Origin of the sequence: Amazonocrinis nigriterrae CENA67, assembly GCF_016056305.1 — a bacterium.
GTDB lineage: Bacteria > Cyanobacteriota > Cyanobacteriia > Cyanobacteriales > Nostocaceae > Amazonocrinis > Amazonocrinis nigriterrae.
Genome location: NZ_JAECZC010000108.1, coordinates 38,259 through 61,621, shown reverse-complemented (window position 1 = coordinate 61,621; position 23,363 = coordinate 38,259). Strand labels below are relative to the sequence as shown.

At 42.6% G+C, this 23,363-nt stretch carries 14 protein-coding genes; 8 read left to right on the top strand and 6 right to left on the bottom strand.

The genetic code is table 11. The features are described from left to right. Positions 1 to 220: 220 nt before the first annotated feature. Positions 221 to 2,239, bottom strand: coding sequence for an ATP-binding protein (locus tag I8748_RS33050; protein WP_225896630.1), 2,019 nt, complete (start codon positions 2,237 to 2,239; stop codon positions 221 to 223). Positions 2,240 to 2,674: 435 nt separating this feature from the next. Further along, entirely contained in the window at positions 2,675 to 4,153 is a 1,479-nt protein-coding gene (glgA, locus tag I8748_RS33045; protein WP_198128698.1) for a glycogen synthase GlgA, read from the bottom strand. A 557-nt stretch (positions 4,154 to 4,710) separates the two neighbouring features. On the opposite strand from glgA, the gene I8748_RS33040 reads away from it, so the two are divergent. After that, on the top strand, positions 4,711 to 6,978 hold the full coding sequence (locus tag I8748_RS33040; protein ID WP_198128697.1) for a DUF1796 family putative cysteine peptidase: 2,268 nt from the start codon (positions 4,711 to 4,713) through the stop codon (positions 6,976 to 6,978). 108 nt (positions 6,979 to 7,086) lie between these two features. Here the strand turns inward: I8748_RS33040 and I8748_RS33035 are convergent, their stop codons facing one another. After that, a complete protein-coding gene (locus tag I8748_RS33035; protein ID WP_198128696.1) occupies positions 7,087 to 7,461 on the bottom strand; it encodes a DUF433 domain-containing protein in 375 nt (124 codons plus the stop codon). 161 nt (positions 7,462 to 7,622) lie between these two features. Between I8748_RS33035 and I8748_RS33030 the strand changes: the two genes are divergently transcribed. Continuing rightward, positions 7,623 to 8,501 (top strand): DUF6615 family protein, encoded by an 879-nt coding sequence (locus I8748_RS33030; RefSeq protein ID WP_198128695.1) that lies wholly within the window; start codon positions 7,623 to 7,625, stop codon positions 8,499 to 8,501. Between the two features lie 70 nt (positions 8,502 to 8,571). Here the strand turns inward: I8748_RS33030 and I8748_RS33025 are convergent, their stop codons facing one another. Then, the gene (locus tag I8748_RS33025) at positions 8,572 to 10,056 is read right to left on the bottom strand and encodes an acyl-CoA synthetase (RefSeq protein WP_198128694.1); all 1,485 of its coding nucleotides are present in this window, start codon (positions 10,054 to 10,056) and stop codon (positions 8,572 to 8,574) included. A 607-nt stretch (positions 10,057 to 10,663) separates the two neighbouring features. Here I8748_RS33025 and I8748_RS33020 point away from each other — a divergent pair. From I8748_RS33020 to I8748_RS33010, 3 genes are all read left to right on the top strand, one after another. Further along, a complete protein-coding gene (locus tag I8748_RS33020; protein WP_198128693.1) occupies positions 10,664 to 11,335 on the top strand; it encodes a PEP-CTERM sorting domain-containing protein in 672 nt (223 codons plus the stop codon). Between the two features lie 310 nt (positions 11,336 to 11,645). Next, entirely contained in the window at positions 11,646 to 14,171 is a 2,526-nt protein-coding gene (locus I8748_RS33015) for a cyclic nucleotide-binding domain-containing protein (protein WP_198128692.1), read from the top strand. A gap of 93 nt (positions 14,172 to 14,264) precedes the next feature. Continuing rightward, positions 14,265 to 14,795 carry a cysteine hydrolase gene (locus I8748_RS33010; protein ID WP_198128691.1) on the top strand — a complete coding sequence of 177 codons (531 nt, stop codon included), beginning with the start codon at positions 14,265 to 14,267 and terminating at the stop codon, positions 14,793 to 14,795. Positions 14,796 to 15,028: 233 nt separating this feature from the next. On the opposite strand, the gene I8748_RS33005 is transcribed toward I8748_RS33010, so the two are convergent. Next, entirely contained in the window at positions 15,029 to 17,185 is a 2,157-nt protein-coding gene (locus tag I8748_RS33005) for a polyribonucleotide nucleotidyltransferase (protein WP_198128690.1), read from the bottom strand. A gap of 99 nt (positions 17,186 to 17,284) precedes the next feature. Then, entirely contained in the window at positions 17,285 to 17,833 is a 549-nt protein-coding gene (locus I8748_RS33000) for a GNAT family N-acetyltransferase (RefSeq protein ID WP_198128689.1), read from the bottom strand. Between the two features lie 143 nt (positions 17,834 to 17,976). Here I8748_RS33000 and I8748_RS32995 point away from each other — a divergent pair, with 143 nt between their 5' ends. The 3 genes from I8748_RS32995 to I8748_RS32985 all read left to right on the top strand — a co-directional run bounded on the left by I8748_RS32995 (position 17,977) and on the right by I8748_RS32985 (position 23,360). After that, a complete protein-coding gene (locus I8748_RS32995) occupies positions 17,977 to 21,348 on the top strand; it encodes a DEAD/DEAH box helicase (RefSeq protein ID WP_225896629.1) in 3,372 nt (1,123 codons plus the stop codon). A gap of 69 nt (positions 21,349 to 21,417) precedes the next feature. Beyond that, on the top strand, positions 21,418 to 22,254 hold the full coding sequence (locus I8748_RS32990) for an SWIM zinc finger family protein (protein WP_198128780.1): 837 nt from the start codon (positions 21,418 to 21,420) through the stop codon (positions 22,252 to 22,254). Positions 22,255 to 22,355: 101 nt separating this feature from the next. Next, a complete protein-coding gene (locus I8748_RS32985; RefSeq protein ID WP_214662862.1) occupies positions 22,356 to 23,360 on the top strand; it encodes a DPP IV N-terminal domain-containing protein in 1,005 nt (334 codons plus the stop codon). The last annotated feature ends 3 nt before the right edge of the window (positions 23,361 to 23,363 follow it).

Here is a 23,363-nt window from a genome sequence, read left to right as displayed (position 1 = left end):
ACTTTTTTGAATTGTAATTAAAAGCTAAAATTTGGATTCTTTCACCCAGATTCGCAATATTTTTTTAAGGTATTCCTAAAAATAAATCATCTGCATCTGCAATTATGGGGTGGGCATCTTGCCCGCCCTTCAGGCAAAGGACGGGTAAGGACACCCATCCCACAAGAAAATTTGGTATATTGACTTTCTTAATTACGAATTACGAATTACGAATTACGAATTAAGATACCCATCCCTTCACTTCCACATCTGTTAACGGACGCTCTAGCTTGATATACTCACTTTTTACTGCCTGAAGCAGATGTTTCATACTCACAGGTTCATCGGCATCTGCTGCCAAAAATGCTGCATTCAGGGCAATATTGCGAATATTTCCGCCAGCGACATTCAGCTTTGCCAACTTCTGAAAATCTAAATCTGCAATTGGAGTTTGTTTGGGAAAAACCCGTCGCCAAATCTCCGTTCGCTGATTCACATCGGGAAAGGGAAACTGCACAATAAAGCGAATGCGACGCAGGAATGCCTGATCTAAGGACGCTTTTAAATTGGTGGTGAGAATTGCCAAGCCCCGGTATGCTTCCATACGCTGCAACAGATAGCTGACTTCAATGTTGGCATGGCGATCGTGAGAATCTTTCACTTCTGTGCGTTTACCAAATAAAGCATCAGCTTCATCAAACAGCAGAATCACTCCACCGCCTTCGGCTGCATCAAACACCCGCCGCAAATTCTTCTCTGTTTCGCCAATATACTTACTCACCACCGCACTCAAATCAATGCGGTACACGTCCAAATGCAAGGCATTACCTAACACCTCTGCCGCCAGTGTTTTCCCGGTGCCGCTGGCTCCAGCAAACAAGGCGCTGATACCCAAACCCCGCTGTCCTTTACCTGCAAATCCCCACTGTTCATAAACCTTAGAACGCTGCCGCAAATGGGCGGCAATATCACGCAACACACCTAATTCATTTGGGGGCAATACTAAATCTTCCCACTCCGCCGTCGCCTGAATTGGTTGTACTAATTCATCCAAGCGAGGGCGAGCCTGGGCGCGGCAAGTATCCCAAAGAACAGTAAATAAATTATTATCTACGGTTTCCACTGTGTTGGAACTGTTATGTTTGCTGTATTGAGTTTTGAATTGCCAACTAATTGCTTCAATGGACGCTGCACTCAGGTTGAAGTGGGAAACCAGGCGATCAATTTGTCCATTCAAGGATGGAGTTAGTTCACTTAAGGCAGTTTGCCACACCTGACGCTGTTCTGCGGGACTGGGGTGATGCACGTCAAAGGTTAGCAAAGGGCGCTGGATAGGACGGCGGCGTTCTATGCTGGAGACAAAGACAGGAACTTGCAAAGTGTCTAAAAGCTGAGTAATGCTGTTTTCTTTTTCTGCTGACTGAGATTCTAGGCGATCGCAATCGAGAAACATCACTCGCTGATGCAACAGCCATTCTCGTTCCCACAAACAGCCCAACACATGTATTTGCTGGGTATCACTAGGAAGGGTATTGGCACAAACAGCATATCCTTGTAATTCTAAGAGATGACAGACATTAGCAGCGAGCGATCGCTTAGTCAGTGCCTCGGTTCCACAAAGCTGTAACACGGGTATAGCTCGATTTTCTTGGGAAGCCTGCACCCAACAACTTGCCATCTGTTCAGCCAAGGCTTGATGAGATGCCACTAATTTCTCTGTGTGCAATGGCAACACACCCCATTGTTGCAATCGCTCATCCAAAGGATGCAACCCCGTTAGGTAATGCACAATTTGCTCGTCCAGCCGTAAAGGACTGGTAGCAAGGGCATTACCTGCTCCGATCTCAAGCAATCGCCAGCGCCGCAAGGGTGCATCTTGGGTGAATGCGCTCCAATGGCGGGATGATGAAACAGATAATGCCAAACTAAACGTGGGATAGTTCCACTGCGGCTGATTTTGTGCTTCGGCACATAGTGTACCCCAATTGCGATCGAACTCCATGCCAGCACACAACAGCAAAATTTCCCGCTCAAATGACGATAGCCCAAATATTTGACAAAGTTGTTCCAATGCAGGAGGCGCTTCTTCAAAAGCAGGATGGCTCATCATTTGCCTATCCTCTTCAACATCCACAAAAACGCTTACTTCTACATCCCCACGCCCCTGTTCCCTCTGCCGCTCTAAAACTCGACGGGTTTGGGATAGTAATTTCATCAAGTAACGTTGATTTGCAGTATACCAATTTTCTGGGCGTTGCATAATACAGGAATGAATTTAGGCAGGCACCGGACTTGATTTTATAGCAAAGTGCTGAGTTGTGAGTGCTGAGTGCTGAGTGCTGAGTAAAAACTCATACCATTTCACGAAAAATCTGATACAAATTTTTTCACCCCTGCCCCCCTGCTCCCCTGCTCCCTATTTGTATCAAAATTAAAGTGAAACGGTATCAGTTGTTCCAAGGCTTTGGGCAATCAATATTGTCCTAACATATCTGGCTACTGCCATACAAGAAATTCTGAAAGCGAAAAGGGAAAAGGCTGGAATTTACCAGTTATCCTTTTCCCCTTAAACTTGTGCCAAAGTACAACAACCAAAAAAGCTCACAACTCAGCACTCACAACTCAGCACTCAGCAGTACAGACGATTCGCCGAATCGTCTCTACTCACAACTCAGCACTCTTGAATAAAGCTGATTTACCACTTGTGTTTTATCCAATCGTAAATCTTGAGATATTCTGCACCGGGAAGGTTCCACGAGTAGTCATACTTCATACCTTGAATAGCTAAGTTACGGAACTCTTCAGGATGCTGATACCACAAATCAATTGCCCGATTCATTGCTGATTCTAAAGCGTTATAGTCTGTCTGATAAAATACATAACCATTACGTTTTTCTGGTGGTACATTCTGGTCGAAATCTCGGTCAAATACCGTATTCACCAGTCCACCGACACCGCGAACAATGGGTACAGTACCGTACTTCAAGCCAATTATTTGAGTTAACCCACAGGGTTCATAATTGCTAGGCACAATAATCATATCTGCCCCTGCATAAATTAGGTGGGATAATTCTTCGTTAAAGCCCAATTCTAGATGCACATCGGGGTTGCTATTTAAAAATTGTTTTTCGTGCTGGAAATGAGCGTTGATTCCTGGTTCTGTTGCTGAACCTAGTAATACAAATTGTGCTTCTTTGTTTAAGGCGTGATAAATGGCGTGATGAACAAGATGCACACCTTTTTGATTATCTAATCGACCGATGTAAGCAATGATTGGTTTATCAGCAGGGCGGAGTAATAGCCGCTCTTGCAAAGCTTTTTTGTTATATGATTTTTGTTCAAATTCATCGTAAGTGTAGTTTTGGGGTATGTAGCGATCAATGTCAGGATTCCAAAAATCGTAATCTATACCATTGAGAACCCCACTGAATTTATCTTGGTACAAATGCAAGGTATGACCCAACCCAGAACCAACATCTGTAGTACGGGCTTCCCAGGCATGGTTTGGTGAAACGGTGGTGACTGCATTAGAGTAAACAATACCCCCTTTCATAAAGTTCAACGCGAAGGGGTTAAAATTGTCACGCAGCTTATCATATTGGAAGTAATAGGCTTCTTGATTTAAACCTGTTGCCCACAGAGTCTGGGCCCCGCCTATTCCCTGATGCTTAAAGTTGTGGATGGTGTAGCAAACCCGTTGATACTCCATACCATGATACTTGTAAATCTCATTTAACATGACTGGAACTAAGCCTGTCTGCCAGTCATGACAATGGATGACATCGGGTCGCTTATTGCTTTGGAGTAAAAATTCCAAAGCAGCTTTGCTAAAGAACGCAAAGCGCATGTTGTCATCGTCACATCCGTAATAGCAGCCCCGATTGAAGAAATTATCTTGGGAGTGGGGTTCAATAAAGAAACATACCCGTCCATGTACCCAACCACAGTACACAGAACAGTGAATTGCTGCGCCATACCAGGGTACCGACAAGTTGAGGTAGGCATCATGCAGTCCCCAAATATGGTCGTAGCGCATACAATCATACTTGGGTAGAATCAGTTCTACACAATTTCCCCTAATCTCTAATTCCCGACTCAATCCGTAAACGACATCCCCTAAACCTCCTGCTTTAATCACAGGAGCGCATTCCGAGGCAATCTGTACTATGTACATTAGTAGTCCTCGCTTTACAAAACTTTATTCGTACTCTATATATCAGTACATGAAAAATGTACTCATTGACAAGCGAGTGCTTGAATGATAGCCAAAAAAAGTTATACAGAAACCCCAGAAGGTTAATTTAACGCAAAGGGTGAATAACTGGATGTAGAAATGCCTGTAGTGTAACGATCGCATTGAAAAAGCGATCGCAGTTTTTAATCTGTGAAGATTTCAACACTTCTTCCATAGTAGATGCTGGTAATATTTTTTGCTAAGGCAGCCCCAAGCTAGTCAAGCGGTTATTGATGTGAGACGATTGCAACTAATACCCATCTCTCAGCCAGTCAAAAATATTTACATTCCCCGTAAAAGGGATTAGGGATTGGGGATTAGGGATTAGGGTAAGGTGCAAATTTATGATTATATTTGTATCTCTTTCCTAGTACCCAGTCGCCAGTCCCTAATCTCCAGTACCACCAACGGCGTTCCTAAAGACGCTAACTTGCAGTATCGTGGGGGACTCTGCGCCGCGATTAGTTGAAACTACTATATATATCAGGAACAAATCTATGTATCGATTTCAGATCATTGCCAACACCCAAATGGGCGAATCCATCGGTATTGTCGGTTCTATTCCTGAGTTAGGAATGTGGGATGTCACTAAATGTGTCCCCCTCCGTACAAATCGTGATCGCTATCCTTTATGGTGGACAGACAGAGAAATCGACATTCAGCCGTCTTTGGACTCAGCAGAACCCCGGAGAGTTGAATACAAGTATGTACGTTTTGATGCTAATGGCAACGTGCGCTGGGAAGCTCTAGGGCCAAACCGCTGGATACCCATTGACCCTGCCGATCAGTCCAGCACTATTGTTGTGGATGATGGCGCATTCGGTTATTTGCAGCCTTATCCATTTGGATACATTGAGGGGTCTGCTGTCAAGATGCCCCCGGCTCAAGGGTCGCAAGGTCTAAAAATCGTGGTGATTGGCAGTTCCGTGGCATTCGGTTATAAAGCCTGGTTGTTTAAAGGTTGGGTTTGGCTGTTGGCACAGACTTTGCAGGAAAAATATGGACACCAACTCGTCAATGTGTCGGAGGCGGGGACAAATGTTACTAGCACGATCGCCCGCTTTCCTTCAGTTGTCACGCCAGAAAAACCCGATATAGTAATTATTGCTTTATCTCTAGGTAACGAAGGCTTAGCCCACTGTCCCCCTCATCAACGACGGGCAGTACAACGGCGGTTTGAAAGTGGTTTGCAGCAGTTGGTGAAAATGACACGGGAAATAGTAGCACGCCCGATTTTAGGCGGAGTCTATCCCAATAACGACTATTGGCCCGAACATTACTGGCTACTCAAAGAGACACACAACCGCCTGTTAAATTGGGGTGTTCCAGTACTGGATTGGTTAGCAGCAGTGGATAATGGGCAAGGACGCTGGAAAGACGGCATATCCTCCGATCCGGCTCACCCCAACACTATCGGTCACCGCCTCATGTATGAAGCGATTAACCTGGACTTGTTCGACATCGACAAAGGCGAATTAGCACAAGAAAAACAACGCTTCCAAAAGCCGAATCAAGTCTTTGTCTACGCTGACAAGGCGGGCTTCCAAATCTCTGCCAATATCGAAGAGAAGCGTTTGCGGATCAGCAATTCATCACCAAACAGCTACACCATTGCTCCCTATTGGCAAGAACTGCAAACAACATTACAAACTCAGGCAGGATTGATACCTGGGATCTACCTTGCCAAGTATGCACAACAAGGAACACTCCCCTTTTTTGCTGTGCAAGAAAATGGGGCGATCGCAACTACAATGGAAATCCCCTCTGGTGCAGACTTAGAATACAGCGCCGCCTTCAATCTGTTTGCACCGAACAACTCACAACTTTTTTTCTATGACGGGCATCTAGGGATTTTGCAAGCAGACAAGCACCACCTGTGGGTGATTAACGAATCAGATCACGAGTATAATGTACATCCCATGTGGAAGGAGGTACGTAGCGCCCTCAAAGCCATGCCAGAGGGTGTCTATGAAGACCCGCTGCATCCTGATATTCCCTTCCGTACTATGATGATTGGTAAACAAGGGCTAGAAAGCCGGGTGAAAATCCCAGCCAAGTCTGCTGTACTGTTTCAATATAAATGTCAATTATCAGACATTAGCCGGGTGGCGATTATCCCGTTGGGCGATCGCTGTGCAGTGCGAATGATGCTGTACAAGATGGAGTACGACGGCCCCGCCTTTCCCTTTGATTTAACACGCACCACCAATATTGCAGATATCGCAGATATCATCGAAAACGGTTTTTATGATATGTGGAACCCTAGTTATCTGCATTACAATTCATATATAGGCAGAATCTACCACAGCAAGTGGACAGGTTTATCGTTTGCCCATGAAGTTGAAGACACAGATAACGCTGCCTACGATATGTCTCCTGTGTTTGAGAGGATGCGCCAGCGCTACACCGCACGTTCTGAAAGGTTTTGGTACACAGTCAAAAACTGCGACAAGGCGCTTTTCGTCCGCACAGGTCTTGCCGATCGCGGTGGCGTGATTGATCTGGTTAGCAAGCTGGAAAAACAATGCCAAGGCAAGCCATTTCACCTTTTGCTGCTTTCTCCCCAGCCATCTGATCAGTTTCTCGACATTCCCAATGTGCTACATCACGATGTGGAATTTAATCCCGATCGCATGTATGACGACTTGGCACACTGGATGTACTGCACAGAGGTGATGCGCGAAATTTTAGAATCCCTTGGGGTGTCTAGCAAAAACCTCTTCTGGTGTCCGCCAAATCCCCCAAAGGAATTAGAAACTAAGTAGGGAAAGATGAGGAGGATGAGGGAGCAAAATCTCCCTTCATCTTCCTCATTTTGACTATTGTTATCTGAAGCAGTTGGGGGCGATCATTATAATGCGCGACTAAAAAAATCATGGTTGGGGCTGATGCCGTGCCTTCGATGCCTGAAGTTTTTCCCAGGCGGCTTCTAGACCTGGTGGTGGTGGTAAGGTGGCAATTTGGGCAACCCGTTCACGATTTTGTTCTTCATAGTACTGCCGAAGTTCCTCAGCTTCCCTAAGAACAACTTGGTACTCGGCTTCAATTTCAGCCCGATGCGTCTCTATGTAGGAAAGTGCAGCATCAATTTGTTCTTCTGTCAAGTCAAACAAAGAGCGAATAAATTTAGCAGGGTACTGGGCAGTTACATAGTCCATCACGTCGTAGAGGGTGATGCGCGTTCCCGCTATTGTCAGTCCGTGTTCTGTACGGATGATGGCTGTATGTCCATCTGATGCCAAAGTCATATTTACTAGTTTCTATGAAACTAATCCTATAATATACCTCTGCAAAAACAAGGTGAGCAATTGTCCAACTTCTTTTCTGTGATCTTTGCCAGGTAAGCATCGAACACTTTAACAGCAGATAGGGAATACTAAAGCTGTCGCTCAATTTCTACATCTTTGATATGCGTCCAACTCTATGTGATACTTTCAAAAAACGTTCTTCTTCAACATGGAATATGCTAGCCAAAGGGCGTTCTGTAGATTGCCAAATTGGTGAACAAACTTTAACAGATATAAATATTCTTCAGCTAAAAATTAGCCATTCCTCAGAAATTTACAATCATACATTCTCTACAAATGACGAAGGGTTATACGGTGCTGATTGGGAGTGGTGGTTTACTGATTATCGTAGAAAAAAATGGCTAGGTTTTCTAGTACAAGCTAAAGTTATTGATTTTGATACAAACTCTTTTAAACATCTCCATTATCGAAAAAATTCAAGTTCACTATATCAATGTGAGTTGCTGATAAAACATGCTCTAGAAAGTCAAACTCGACTTATTCCTTTGTACTGTTTTTACTCAAACTGGTATGCCAACTACTATCCTGAAGATGAGAGCTATGGTTGTTCAATTCTTTCTGCTTTTGCAGTTCGCTATTTACAAAGCAAGAAAAGCAAACCAAAAAATTTGAAATTTTTACTTAAATACATGACTCCTTGGGATAAATTAGTATGTTGTGATGGAAATCAACTCGCTGATTTGCCAAGTAGAGTTCTTAATAATTGGAAAAACCTTATTCGTCCAATTGAGGAAGAAATTGTTGGCGAAATTGACGAAACTAATAGTGATATCTTGAATTATGAGCTACCTTATTATCGAAGCATTTATAATAATATTCAATTACTAGATAAGCCACCTGAATATGTACAGTTACTACTTGACAACGAGTTAGTAGATCAACCTAACCTAAATCCGCGAACGCTCACGGTATTTCAAGAGCGGGATAGAGCAACAGATAACAATAATGAGTCAATGGATGAGGAAAATCTAGGCTTTTAAAAGTCTTCTACAATGTTTAGTATTCATCTACTATTTTCAAAGCCTCAGTTATACACTGGGGCTTTAAGGTTTAACGAAATAGCTCAACCACTGTCGGCTTAGTCACTTTCCCCATTGCGTTGCGGGGTAATTCTGCAACTAACAAAATTTGGGTTGGTACTTTGTAAACTGCTAATTGCTCTTTTGCCCAACTCCTGAAAGATTCTAATGTTAAACTGCGTTCTGGTTGCAAGACTAAAGCAGCACAAACTCTCTCACCCCACTCTGCATCAGCAATGCCAACCACTGCACATTCAGTAATATCTGGATGGGTTCTTAGCACTTCCTCAATTTCCAAAGCTGAAACTTTATAGCCTCCGGTTTTGATGATATCCACGCTCATCCTACCGAGAATGCGGTAGTTGCCGTTTTCAACTACGGCGAGATCACCAGTACAAAACCAGCCATCTTGGAAAGCTTTTGCAGTTGCTTGGGGATTTTGCCAATATTCTAAAAATACTGTGGGGCCTTTGACTTGGATTTCTCCTGGTGTACCTGGTGGAACTAATTCTCCGTTGTCATCCACTAATCTGACTTCCACCCCTGGCAATGGCTGACCGACATATCCTGCTGACCGTTGACCATGTAAAGGGTTCGATAGTGCCATACCAATTTCAGTCATTCCGTAGCGTTCCAGTAGAAAATGACCGCTGATATTCTGCCACTTTTCCAAGACTTGAACTGGTAAGGCTGCTGAACCAGAAACCATCAGGCGCATTTTGGCACAGCCTGCTGACATGCTTTTTTGGGAATCACTAGAAGCAGCTGACCAAGCGGCAATCAATTTGACATAAATTGTCGGTACTGCCATAAATAGGGTTAAGTCACCCTGAGAAATTCGCTGCCATACAATTTCAGCATCAAATTTGCTCAACATGTGACATTCCGCCCCAGCCCATAAAGCACATGTGAGAACGTTGATAATGCCATGAATATGATGTAGTGGTAGTACATGTAAAATGCGATCGCTTGATATCCATTCCCAAGCGGTGATTAAGCTAGTGACTTGCGCTTGAATATTCTCATGGGTTGTAACTACACCCTTGGGTTTACCTGTTGTACCGCTGGTGTAGAGAATTAAGGCGCGTCTTGTGATATCTATTTCTGGTAGGCGACTAACATCAGATGGCAGAGTATCTGAGGTGAGGATAAATCGTAAATTTTTTTCTGTGGCGATCGCTCGCAGTATACCCTCAAAATTAGGATGGGCAACAATTATCGATGCTCCTGAATTTGTAATCACATACTCTAATTCTGGTCGTGGGTGGGAAACACACAGAGGTACCGCTATACCGCCAGCACGCCAAATCCCCCACTGAGTAGCTACATACTCAAACCCAGGCGGGATGAGAAAAGCGACTCGCTGCTCTTGTAAATCTTCTGCATTCTCCAGAAGGCTTGTGGCAATTTGACTAGAGGTGTCAAGCAAATCCCGATAGCTAAATGCTTTGTCGGTTGTAACTATTGCTATGTTCTCGTTGTGTTCTTCAGCACGAGTAATCAATGGGAGATTCACGTTGTTTTGCCGCTTTAGGATTGATGAAGTCTAGTTACTGAAAGCATATAGCAATCCCAATTCAGATGTATAGCAAAGTGCTGAGTGCTGATACTAAGTTGCAGTTTGACGTAGTACGATTTCTTCCCCTCTGCTCCCCTGCTCCGAAAGCTCCCCTGCTCCGAAAGCTCCCCTGCTCCCAAAGCTACTATCTCTAAATTCAACTTGTTATTAATTGGCATTTTGCTGGCAAGCTTACCAGCTTCTAGTTGCAAAAGTTGTTGAGCGATCGCGAATTTGATTCAAAGCGAGGTTATGCAGAACAAATGAGAAAACAATGTTTGATAATGTAAGTTCATGGTTTCATTATTTCTCTTTTTTCTGTTTATTAGCAATATTTTATTAGGTTTTATATACTAACACATAATATTAGTCTTTGACTTGCCTATTTTATAGCAATTATCTAAAAATAATTCTATAAATATTAACTGATTAACCTTGAAATCAAAACTCAGTACATTTAAAATATTTTGTAATAGTTGTAAACAAAGATTTTGCTAATACGCTTGGTGATTTCAAGACTCGCTATTAGCAGAATTATTATTGGTTTTTACAGATAGAAAAAATTATGTTTAATTCACATACTGCTTGGCTTATTCCCTTAACCTTAACTATAGTTAGTTTCGGGTCAAACATAGAACGTGCAACAGCAGAAACTACTAAAACTTATACATTTAATGCTGACTACAAGACCTTAGTAACCATTGATACTAGTTACAGACCTGACTTGGATATTATCAGAGCAACTATCACAGGTGAAAGTGTTGAACCTGCCCCTTATGGTTTGAATTTCTTTACTAGCAATACTTACGGTAAGCTTGAATCCAGTGACAATGCCTCAATAATTAAATATACATTTAATTCAGATCCAACTGTGTTTGGTTTAACAGACGCACCACTACTTTATGACAGGTATTATGGCGGAGCCAATGAGTTATTTGGAAGAGCAAGTGATAGCGCTGAAATTAACTTTGTACAAGAAACTATTAAGGGTGGTGGTACAATCAGCATCTTTGGCGGAACAGGCTTATTCAAGAATGCTACAGGCACAATAAGTTTTACAGAAGAAGATAAGCTGAATCTGTCGGGATCTCCTTCTGAGGGTTTAGCGAAACTGACATTCACCTTGCAAACTCCCCAGTCAGTTCCAGAACCAACAGCAACCACAACCTTAATTGGTATGGGATTAATTGGCGCAGGTTTAATTCTAAAACGATGCCGCTATAAAACATTCTTGTAAATTAATAGAGGAATGGGTAAATTGTTTCTCACCAAAATAGTGTGTGGGGTGTAGGTAAAGATTTTACAGCACTCCACATAGTACAAGCCTCTCCCTGAAGGGAGAAACAAAAAATTCAACCGAGTATGCAAACTCAATGTGTTTTGGCTTAACTACTGCGACTGAAAAAAACAGCTGCAAGCACGATTAAACCTAGAAGTACCAAGGGAACCCAGAGATTAGGCAGATCTGACAAACTCATCAGGCAGCTCTTTTGACATTTGTTTCAGGGATAATTCCTTTATACAGCAGCCTGAACGGAGAAAAGACAATGACATCTCCAGAAATAGTCACGTGGCTACAAGAACGCACGACTTTAGGAATTCTCTCACCTGAAGTTTTGGATGCGATCGCCCAAGTGATAGAAGCACAAGTTGTACCAGCGCAAAAAGACTTAGTAAGCGAAGGTACTTCCCCAAAAGCGCTTTACATTATTGTAGAAGGTCAACTCGAAAGCAATACTGACAATAAAAGTAACTCAGATTTTGCTTGTGGATACTTACCCGGAGCAGTCATTCACCTCCAAGAATTACTCTTGGATGAGTTAACTCCATTGACAATTACCGCTGTCACAGAATCTCATGTGTGGGTTGTACCTGCGGCTGAATTTCGCGCTTTAGTCAGCCAATACCCGGAAATTGCTCAGGCTTTTTCTCGTAAATTGGCTCAAGAATTAGCTGAGGTAACGTCTGCATTATCTTATGAACAAGAACGTTCCATAGCCTTGCGACCATATTTAGTCACCAAGGCGCAACGGGGAATTGTGGGGACAAGTCGCTACGCCGTGCGTCTGCGGGAGCAAATTCGAGAAGCTGCTGCTGATGGTAAGTCTGTGGATATTTTTGGGGAACCAGGCTTAGAAAAAGATAATATAGCCGCCCTTATTCACTACGGTTCTCCCAAGCGGCGAGAACCAATTATTAAAGTCAACTGTGGAATTCTGCAAGCTAGCGGCGCTGATTTATTCGGTCGTGCTGGAGGCAAACCAGGGCTATTAGAATGGCTGGGAGAAGGCAGTTTAATTCTGAACAACATCCAAGAAATACCGCCAGAGTTATTACCATTAATTAAACAGTTGGTAGAAACGGGTATATATACCCCTGTGACTCGTCCTGAAGCACTGGCTGCTGAACCTCGCCATAGTAAAGCACGTATTCTGATTGTTTCCGAAAAATCGGAGTCAATAATTGAACGTTGTGTTGGTCATGTTATCAAAGTACCGCCGCTACGAGTACGGAAAACTGATATTAAAGCTCAGGTAGAATATTACAGTAGTCTCTACGTTCGAGCTAGAGGTCTGCCTAAACCGCACATCACTCCAGAAGCTTTGCGTCGCTTGCAGTCCTATGATTTCCCTGGCAATCTCAAAGAGTTGAAAAACCTGGTAGAACGGGCGATTGTACAAGCAGGAGAAAGCCAGGAGTTAACAGAAGAAATCTTTTGGTCAGCCGACCCCAAAAAAAAGCAATTTCGCGTCAATTTGTTGAATGCTTATCCTGGTTGGCGGCGGTTTTTGCGTAGTTCTTGGTGGCCCGATCGCATTAATTATGGTTTTACTGTCGCAGCGTTTGCTATTATCGTCGCAGTGTTATTTATTGGCCCGCAAACACGCGATCGCAATTTAGCTTTAAATCTATTTTGGGCTTGGTGGTGGCCTTTCTTTTTGTTTCTATTTCCCTTTTTAGGTCGTGTATGGTGTGCTGTCTGTCCCTTCATGATTTACGGGGAAATTACGCAAAAGCTATCACTATGGCTGTGGCCTAGACAACTCAAACGCTGGCCCAGAGAGAAAGCGGAAAAATGGGGCGGCTGGTTTGTATTTGGGCTATTTACCCTGATTTTCTTATGGGAAGAACTCTGGCATTTAGAAAATACCGCCTACCTTAGCGCTTGTTTGCTACTATTAATTACGGCTGGCGCGATGATTTTCTCTGCCATTTTTGAACGGCGGTTTTGGTGTCGCTATCTTTGCCCCATTGGCGGTATGAATGGTTTATTTGCCAAACTTTCCATGACTGAACTCAGGGCGCAGCAAGGTATCTGTTCAGCAAGTTGCAATACTTATCAGTGTTACAAGGGAGGGCCACAAAAGGGCGAAGGTATGGAAACCAATGGATGTCCCTTGTACTCTCACCCTGCACAGTTAGAAGATAACAAAGATTGCGTGCTGTGCATGACTTGTCTAAAAGCTTGTCCTCACCGTTCCGTCGAGTTCAATTTGCGTCCCCCTGGTATTGAACTGTGGACAACTCATGTACCCCATAAATATGAAGTAGCATTGTTGTTTTTGTTGTTAGGTGGAATATATCTGCATCGCTTGCCAGAGATATTATCTGTGTTAGAGTTGCCAGTCGATTTAACTAATTTTTGGCAACATTTAGGATTATCACTGATAGCTTTGATTATCCCTGCGGTAGTAGCATTTTTGGCATATGGCTTGATGCAACTAATTAAATTTGGGTGTAAGCCTAGACCATTTGTAGAACTTGCCTATGGCTATTTACCGTTAGTTTTAGGAGGTAATTTGGCTCACTATCTGCGTTTAGGTTTGGGTGAAGGTGGGCGGATTTTGCCAGTGACATTTGCTACCTTTGGTTTGAGCGGTGAACAATTGCCTGTATTGGTTGCTCATCCGGCTGTAATGGCTTTTCTGCAAGGTACAACTTTAATTTTTTCAGTATTTTTGTCTATAGTGTTAGCACAAAAAATTGCGCGTCAGCCACTGAGAACTCTGCTTTGGCAACATTTAGCTGCGATCGCTTTGGGTGCTAGTATGTGGGCAATTATCGTGTTTTGACATTCTCCCCTTTCCCTATGAAGGAAGGGGGTTAGGTTTCAATGAATTTAACGTTTTGTGAAATACTTTTGAAACATCTTCTTATATTCCTGAATGAAATCTTGTCTATTTATCATTGATATTCAAAATGGATTTATCACTCAAAATACAATCCATATTCTACCTAGGGTGAAATTTTTATTAGAGCAAAATATCTTTGAGTATGTCATATTCACAAGATTTATAAATACGCCTAACAGCCCTTATGTTAAATATCTAAATTGGCATGAATTTATTTCACCAATTGAGCAAAAAATTGTAGGTGAAATTGAACCATTTGCCCAAATAATTGTTGATAAAACTATATATACTGCTTGTAACCAAGAGACACTGGATTTGCTAAATCAAATGAAGATACAAAAAGTATTTATTTGTGGAATAGATACTGATTCTTGTGTTTTAAAAACTGCTATTGATTTTTTTGAAAAAAATATTAACCCTTATGTTTTAGAATATTATTCAGCATCGACAGGAGGTGATAAGCTTCACCAAGCAGCTATTTTAGTATTAAGTCAGATGATTGGAATAAATAATATTGTAACTGAACCTCTTGATAGGAATAATATAAACAAATACTTAATGTAGCTGTTGTCTATTTTTTGTTTCTGGTCATACACACTTGATGGTTCAAGCGATCGCGGAAGGAGTCAGGGCGATCGCTTATAATAGGATGACTGCAATCTGCCGTTAATTGTATTATTTTTTTACAATTTATATATATGACAATACTAGATGCAGAATGTGGGTTAAAAAGCTACGGCGATGCCTACTATAAAGGCATCGCGGATTTTAGATCAAATCTAAAATCCTAAATCGATTTATCGATTCACTGCCGCAGCTTCCCGCGCCGCAGCTGCCTGATCTGGGTGGATACCCAAGCGTGTGAGATTAATCCGTCCTTTATTGTCAATCTCACGCACTTTGACAATCACTTCATCTCCGACTGCTACTTCATCTTCAACTTTGCCAACGCGGTAGTCAGCTAATTGAGAAATGTGGATCATGCCTTCTTTGCCAGGCAGAAATTCCACAAATGCACCAATAGGGATAATCCGAGTCACACGACCAACGTAGACATCGCCTTCATGTAACTTACGAGTCATGCCTTGGATGATGTTGCGGGCTTTCTTCGCCTTGCCTTCATCCAAAGCTGAAATTGTCACCGTACCATCATCTTCGATGTCAATTTTGGCTCCCGTTTCTTCGGTGATGCCTTTAATTGTCTTGCCTCCGGGGCCGATGACCAGACCAATCATGTCTGGATCAATCTTAATGGTCAACAGACGTGGAGCATAAGGTGAAGTTTCTGTGCGTGGTTGGTCAATTGTTTGCAGCATTTTTTCCAAAATGTGCAACCTGGCTGATTTCGCTTGGTGGACAGCTTGGGCAATAACGTCTATGGACAAACCGGAGATTTTCATATCCATTTGCAAGGCGGTAATGCCAGTGTCCGTCCCGGCGACTTTGAAGTCCATGTCACCCAGAAAGTCTTCAATCCCCTGGATGTCAGTTAAAACTCTGACTTCTTCCCCTTCTTTAATTAAACCCATAGCCGCACCGCTAACAGGTTTAATAATTGGCACACCAGCATCCATCAATGCCAAGGTGGAACCGCACACCGAACCCATGGAGGTGGAACCGTTGGAAGAAAGCACTTCCGAAACCACCCGAATCACGTAGGGAAATTCTTCTTTTGGTGGTAGCACAGGTAACAGCGCTCGTTCAGCTAAAGCACCATGACCAATTTCCCGTCTTCCTGGCGCACGCAACGGCTTGGTTTCGCCAACAGAGAAGGGGGGGAAGTTGTAATGGTGTAAGTAACGTTTCGATTGGTCTACTTGCAGGTCATCGTTGAGGTTTTGGGCATCTCCTGGTGTACCAAGGGTACAAGCAGATAATACCTGGGTGAGTCCGCGATTAAATAAACCGCTGCCGTGGACTCGTTTGGGTAAAACATCAACTAGACAAGAAACAGGGCGCACTTCATCAAGTTTGCGGCCATCAACACGAACGTTGTCTTCGATGATTTGACGGCGCATCAACTTTTTGGTGATGTCTTTAAAAGTGTTACCCAGTGCTTTACTATCTGTGGTAGCAGCAACTCGAATAGGGTCTTCTTCTGGAAGTTCACCGATCGCAGTTTCGATTTGTTCTTTGACGACATCCAAAGCTGCATCACGTTCGGGTTTGGTAAATTCAAATTGCGACAAAATTTTCTTAATCTCATCGCTGGCGCGATCGCGGATATAATTTTCCAGCGTTGGGTCTACTTCTGGTGGTGCTTGCTGCACGATTTCTAGACCTAGTTCTGCCACTAAATCTTGCTGTGCTTTGATTAAATCTCGCACTGCTTCGTAGCCAAAATCAATCGCTTCAATAATATCTCGCTCTGGTAATTGATTGGCTCCCGCCTCCACCATGATCACGCCATGTGGTGAACCTGCTACTACCAGATCCAAATCTCCAGCTTCAATTTCTGCATAGGTGGGGTTAATCACAAAATCATCCCCCACCAAGCCGACCCGCACTGCTGCCATTGGCCCATCAAAAGGAATTTGGGCGATGAGGGTAGCAATGGAAGCACCAGTCACAGCTAGTACATCAGGTGGTACTAGTTCGTCCATGGACAAAGTTAAGGCAACTATTTGCAGGTCGTCCCGCAACCATGAAGGAAACAAAGGACGCAGGGGACGGTCGATGAGACGGCTGGTGAGAATTGTTTTTTCTGGTGGGCGGCCTTCCCGTCGCATGATCCCGCCGGGAATCCTACCAGCTGCATACAGTCTTTCTTCATAATCTACTGTGAGGGGAAGAAAATCAATGCCTTCTCTGGCTTGCGATCGCGTAGCCGTCACTAAAACTGCTGTGTCCCCTGATTCTATCAAAACCGACCCACCAGCCTGGGGAGCTAATAGGCCTACCTTCAGTCGAATATCCCTTCCATCGAAGGATATTGACTTATCAACTTCTGCCATTCAGTTTTTTTTCCTTCTCTTTTTCTATTCTCTCTCTGTGGCAATCCTAACATTTATGCACTATGGCTGGCTTTTGTTACATACAAAGGGCAACAAGCCCTAATCGCGCAAAGCGCGATACATCACAAGCGCGTTTACCACTTGTCCATCAGCTAGCTTTGCAGCATGGGGAATGCTTCCAATGATATCAAATCCCAAAGATTTCCAAAGTTTAATTGAAGGTATATTAGATTCAAATACCAAATTGAACATCACCGCCTCGTATCCCAGGCTAGCGGCTATCAACAACATCGACTCTCCCATGAACCGCCCTATACCCTGACTTCGCAAACCAGGTTGTACAATAAAACCAGCGTTGCAAATATGGCTACACCGACCTGGAAAATTGGGCTTGAGATAAAACGCGCCCAATACTTCTTGTGGTTCGGATGTGGCTTTTTGACCAGATGCCCTAACAACAAAGGCATCTTGACTCAACCAATACGTTGAAAATTCTGCCTGAGAGAGGGGTTGCTTTTGCGGATAGGTCTTACCTTCAAGAATTACATCATTTAATAATGCCCTCACAACCTCCTGTTCTTGAGGCTGCATATAATCTAGTTCTACTGTTGTCCCATTGTTTAAAACTTTATAAAGGGGAAATTTCATTACTACTGATTGTTTATAATGTCTCTTCTATTTAATGTATTTATTTTTTCAGTATCTGCATCAAGATTCATCTGAAAAAATCATCCAAGTAAAAATTCTACTATTTCATTGCTTTAGTTAAAAAAATCTGAGTAGTTTGGCAAATGGCAATTTTACACGGTAATTGGTTACTAAAAAATCAAAATGGTTGTTTATTTATTTGGGGTGAAACTTGGCGATCGCCTGCGGTGAATTTCGATGCGAGTCTGTCGAAAGATATACCAGTAAATCCACTTTCCATGACAGCAGCCGAGTTAGGTGAGTGGTTACGTTTACAAAAAATAACAATTCCCAACTCCATACAACCAGCCGCAGCTGCTGTCACTGTTACTGGGCGAACACGCAAAGCTGTAAGTGCTACTCAAGTAATCCCGACACACTCCCAAATCATTGCTTTACCAACTCATATTCTAGAAAACAGTGACTCAGGAATAGTAACCCTTTCCCCAGTACATTCTGCCAGCTTGGGGTTGGAAACAGACTCACCGCCATATTTACAACCTTGGCGAGTCGAGGGTTTTTGTCTCAACCCAACCGAAGCAATCAAATTTCTCACTTCTATCCCCTTGAATGCTGTTAACGGGGAAGATACTTTTTTAAGTGGTGATTTACGCTTTTGGTCACAAATTGCCCGTTGGAGTCTAGACTTAATCTCACGTTCTAAGTTTTTACCAAACATTCAGCGGCAACTCGACGGTTCTATGATTGCCAAGTGGCAAGTACTACTAGACAGTGCTGTAGACAGCACCCGCCTGGATAAATTTGCAGCGAAAATGCCATTGGGTTGTCGGACTTATCAAGAAAGTGCTGAGTTAAAAGTGCTGAGTGCTGAGTTAGAAGAAAAAGACTCAGCAACGCCACATGCTCCACTTGGGGAAACCCCAAGACCCTTCGGGTTCGGTAGTCCCCCATCGACGGAAACCGCCAAGATGGGGGCTACCTCACCGCAGTGGCTCCTCAGCACTCAGCACTTAGCACTAAATTTTCCAACTGAACCTCAAGAATTATTGCTGGGATTTCTCAACAGTACGATAGATGCCCAAGTGCGAGAGATGGTTGGTTCTCAACCTGTCATTGAAACTAGGGTGATAGCGTCTTTACCACCTGCGGTGCGACAGTGGTTACAAGCTTTAACTAGTGCATCTGGTACAGTCAATGCAGATGCAATAGGGGCGGAACGTCTGGAAGCAGCACTGAAAGCTTGGACTTTGCCGCTACAATACCAATTGGCTGGAAAACCACAGTTTCGTACTTGTTTTCAACTGCTATCGCCGGAAGCTGAGGAAACAGATTGGATTTTGGCGTATTTTCTCCAAGCAACTGACGATCCAGAGTTTGTAGTAGATGCGGCAACTATTTGGGAACATCCAGTTGAACAATTTATTTATCAAAATCGCACAATTGCACAACCCCAAGAAACATTTTTACGGGGATTGGGATTAGCTTCTCGATTGTATCCTGCGATCGCCCCCAGTTTAGAAACCGCATCTCCCCAATCTTGCCGCCTCAACCCGTTACAAGCATATGAGTTTATCAAGTCTGTGGCTTGGAGGTTTGAAGATAGCGGTTTGGGTGTGATTTTACCTCCCAGTTTGGCGAACCGCGAAGGATGGGCGAACCGTTTGGGTTTAAAAATTAGTGCCCAAACCCCAAACACAAAACAAGGACGCTTGGGTTTACAGAGTTTACTGAATTTTCAGTGGCAATTGGCTATTGGCGGACAAACTATTTCCAAAGCCCAATTTGATAGGTTGGTGGCGTTGAATAGTCCACTAGTCGAAATTAATGGTGAATGGGTGGAGTTACGCCCCCAAGATATTAAAACAGCCCAAGCCTTTTTTGCCTCTCGCAAAGACCAAATGTCCCTTTCCTTGGAAGATGCTTTGCGTCTCAGTACAGGAGATACACAGGTAGTAGAAAAATTACCAGTAGTCAGCTTTGAAGCCTCTGGGGCATTGCAAGAATTAATTGGGGCGTTGACAAACAATCAAGCGATCGCACCTTTGCCCACACCAGCCAATTTTAAAGGACAGTTACGACCATATCAAGAACGCGGTGCGGCTTGGCTAGCTTTCCTAGAACGTTGGGGTTTGGGTGCCTGTCTCGCCGACGATATGGGTTTAGGAAAGACCATTCAGTTCATCGCATTTCTCTTACACCTCAAAGAACAAGATGCACTAGAAAAACCAACTTTATTAGTTTGTCCCACTTCTGTTTTAAGTAACTGGGAAAGAGAAGTTAAAAGATTTGCCCCCACACTCAAAGTTTTGCAATATCACGGTGACAAACGCCCGAAAGGTAAAGCCTTTGTAGAAGCAGTCAAAAAACATGATTTAGTGATTACCAGTTACTCACTAATTTACCGGGATATTAAATCATTACAAGGCGTTTCTTGGCAAGCAATTGTTTTAGACGAAGCCCAAAATGTGAAAAACTCCGAAGCAAAACAATCGCAGGCAGTGCGGCAATTAGAAGCAACATTTCGTATTGCTTTGACGGGGACACCAGTAGAGAATCGACTGCAAGAATTGTGGTCAATTTTAGATTTTCTTAATCCTGGTTATTTAGGCAATCGCCAATTTTTTCAACGACGATTTGCCATGCCAATTGAAAAGTATGGTGATGCAGCTTCTTTGAATCAATTACGTTCTTTAGTACAGCCTTTTATTCTGCGGCGTTTGAAAACAGACCGTGAAATCATTCAAGACTTGCCAGATAAGCAAGAAATGACTGTATTTTGTGGACTTACTGCTGAACAAGCTACACTTTATCAACAAGTAGTAGAAGCATCTTTAACAGATATTGAATCTGCGGAAGGATTGCAACGTCGGGGAATGATTTTAGCTTTACTAGTTAAACTTAAACAAATTTGCAATCACCCAGCGCAATATTTAAAAGCTGACTCTTTAGAACAACATCATTCAGCCAAATTACAACGGCTAGAAGAGATGTTAGATGTGGCTTTAGCAGAAGGCGATCGCGCTTTAATTTTCACCCAATTTGCTGAATGGGGCAAGTTGCTCAAACCTCATTTAGAAAAACAGCTAGGAAGAGAAATATTGTTTTTATATGGTAGCACCAGTAAAAAACAACGTGAGGAAATGATTGACCGTTTCCAGCACGACCCTCAAGGCCCTCCAATTATGATTCTTTCTCTCAAAGCTGGTGGAGTAGGACTGAATTTAACAAGAGCAAATCATGTATTTCATTTCGATAGATGGTGGAATCCCGCTGTTGAGAATCAAGCCACAGACAGAGTATTTCGTATTGGTCAAACCCGCAATGTTCAAGTGCATAAATTTGTCTGTACTGGCACTTTAGAAGAGAAAATTCATGACATGATTGAAAGTAAAAAACAACTCGCTGAACAAGTAGTTAGTGCAGGAGAAGAGTGGCTGACTGAAATGGATACAGACCAACTCCGTAACTTACTAATCCTTGACCGCAATGCAATCATTGATGAAGATTCAGAATAAACTCTTCACACTCTTCTCTGCGACTTTGCGTCTCTGCGTGATCAAAAAATATTTATGGTAACAACAACAATGACAAATTACACTCTTCAAGCCAGTCGAGAATGGTGGTCACAAAGATGGCTAGATCTACTCGATTCCTATCGCTTCAAAAAGCGTTTAGAACGAGCGAGAAATTATGCTCGTCAGGGAAACGTCTTGAGTATCGAATTTAAAGGTGCAAAAGTATTAGCTAGAGTACAAGGTAGTGAAGCAGAACCTTACAAAGTTTCTCTATCCCTGAATGCTTTTACTGATGAAGAATGGGGATACGTCATAGAAACAATGTCCCACAAAGCAGTGTTTGCTGCCAAATTATTGGCGGGAGAAATGCCACAAAATATAGAAGAAGTATTCACTACCAACGGACTTTCATTATTTCCTTTTACCTTGGGTGATGTTCACAGTAAATGCTCTTGTCCAGACAAGGTAAACCCTTGTAAACATGTAGGTGCAGTATACTATCAGTTAGGCGATCGCTTCAGTGAAGACCCGTTTGTACTCTTTCAATTACGCGGACGCACCAAAGAACAAATTATCAGTGACTTACGTCAGTTACGCGGCGCTAAAGTGGAAGCTGCTGCACCGGAAACACCTGATACTCAACAACTCATCCCTACTACACAACATTCTGTAAAAATTGCTGATTTCTGGCAATATAATGAGCCGCTAGAGTCATCTCTAGTAGTGATTGCACCATCGAGTAGCGAGACAGTATTAGATACATTGGGAGCAATTCCCCTAGCTAAGGCAGAAGATAATGCAGTCAATTTAACCTCAAGTGACGTGGTAATGAAATATTTGGAGACTGTTTATAAAGAGGTTAGTCAAAAAGCTATTTTAGCAGCAATGAATGTAGGCACAGGGTGAATCAGCTATTTTCATAATTGTATTCAGACATGGAAAAGAATAACCGCATATTAACTACTAAACTAAATAGTTTTATTTATTTTTGCTTATTACTTCTAATCTTGAGCCTGTTTGGCAATTATTTTATTCGCAAAGATAGGGCAAATGCTGAAGAAAAGCTGCCAACAATAACTAACAACCCACCAGGCAATCGATTTCCCGTTTGGTCACCGGATGGTAAGCGAATTGCCTTTGTCTCAGGTAGAGATGGCAATCTGGAAATTTATCTAATGAATGCTGATGGTTCCGGTCAAAGGAACTTAACTAAAAATCCTCTAAGAGATTTTTACCCTACCTGGTCGCCGAATGGCAAGCAAATTGCTTTTGTTTCTGAGTACAATTCAACGATAAATATTTATCTGATGAATGCTGATGGTTCAAAACGGACTCTTTTAACTAAGGACGTAATCCACAATGATTCACCTTCTTGGTCTTCAAATGGACAGCAAATTGCTTTTGCCGGTAGTCGTGGTTTTTATGTGATTAATGCTAATGGTTCAGGGTTAATTCCTTTGCAAGACAATAACTTACCTTTATACCCTGTTTGGTCGCCTGATGGTAAACGGATTCTTCTTGCGAGTAGTGGCTGTAATTTATCTGAGTTTGAAATTTACACAGTAAATGCAGATGGTACGCAAAAAATTAGCCTGTTGAAAAAATCAACTAAAAATTCTATTTATAGACTAGCTTGGTCACCAGATGGTAAACAGATTATTTTTGTGTCCAAAGATTGTCAAAATGACTCAAGTCAACTTTATATAATGAATGCTAACGGTTCAAAATTGCGCCGTCTGCTGAGCATTAATTACTTTATTAATCCTAGTTGGTCACCCAATAGTAAACAGATTGCTTTAGATTTTGATAGCAATATTTACGTAATGAATGCTGACGGTTCAAAACTTACTAATCTAAGCAAAAAATCAAAGCCATCCAAATACTATGATGAACACCCTGTTTGGTCACCGGATGGTAAAAAAATTGCCTTTGAATCTTCTACGTTGGAGTCAGTAGATAACATTTATGTGATGAAAGCAGATGGTTCAGGACGAACTCAGTTAACCAAGTAGGAT